Here is a 537-nt window from a genome sequence, read left to right as displayed (position 1 = left end):
GGCCGAGCGGGTCGCCATCGCGGCGACCTACCCGGAGGACGTGGGCGAGCTGTTCACCGGGTTCCTCAAGGCGGCGGGCGCCGAGGTCGTCTCGATGCGCGGCAGTGGCATCATCACGGCGGCCGAGGTCGGCACCTGGGGCAAGGACGAGGTCCTGGCACTGGCGCGGGGCGGCGACCACCCCGAGGCGCAGGCGGTACTGCTCCCGGACACGGCACTGCACACCGCCGCCTGGATCCCCGACCTGGAGGAGACGCTCGGCAAGCCCGTACTGACCGCCAACCAGGTCACCGCCTGGGAGGGGCTGCGCCTCCTGGACACGAAGGTGCGCTGCCCGCGCCTGGGCACCCTCTTCTCCTGACGACAGCACGTCCACGGCACGCCTGCCATGGCCGTACCGCCCCGGCCCCGCGCCGGAGCGGTACGGCCATTCGCATTCTTTGTCCGTACGGCCGTGTCCCGCACCCCGTGGCCCGTCGCACACGCGCACCGGGAAGAGACGGGGGACGCGCGGGGTTGTCATCTGCTGTACGGCAC

1 protein-coding gene is annotated in these 537 nt (G+C 72.6%); it reads left to right on the top strand.

Translation table 11 applies throughout. From position 1 onward, the window contains the following. The coding region (locus tag J0695_RS41975; protein WP_505383652.1) for an aspartate racemase/maleate isomerase family protein at positions 1–361 on the top strand (361 nt) is incomplete at its 5' end. Positions 362–537: the final 176 nt, after the last annotated feature.

The sequence above is a fragment of the Streptomyces beijiangensis genome, from assembly GCF_017315755.1.
Taxonomy (GTDB): domain Bacteria; phylum Actinomycetota; class Actinomycetes; order Streptomycetales; family Streptomycetaceae; genus Streptomyces; species Streptomyces beijiangensis.
Note: the sequence above shows the minus strand (reverse complement) of the source record. Positions and strands in the feature narration are given on the sequence as shown.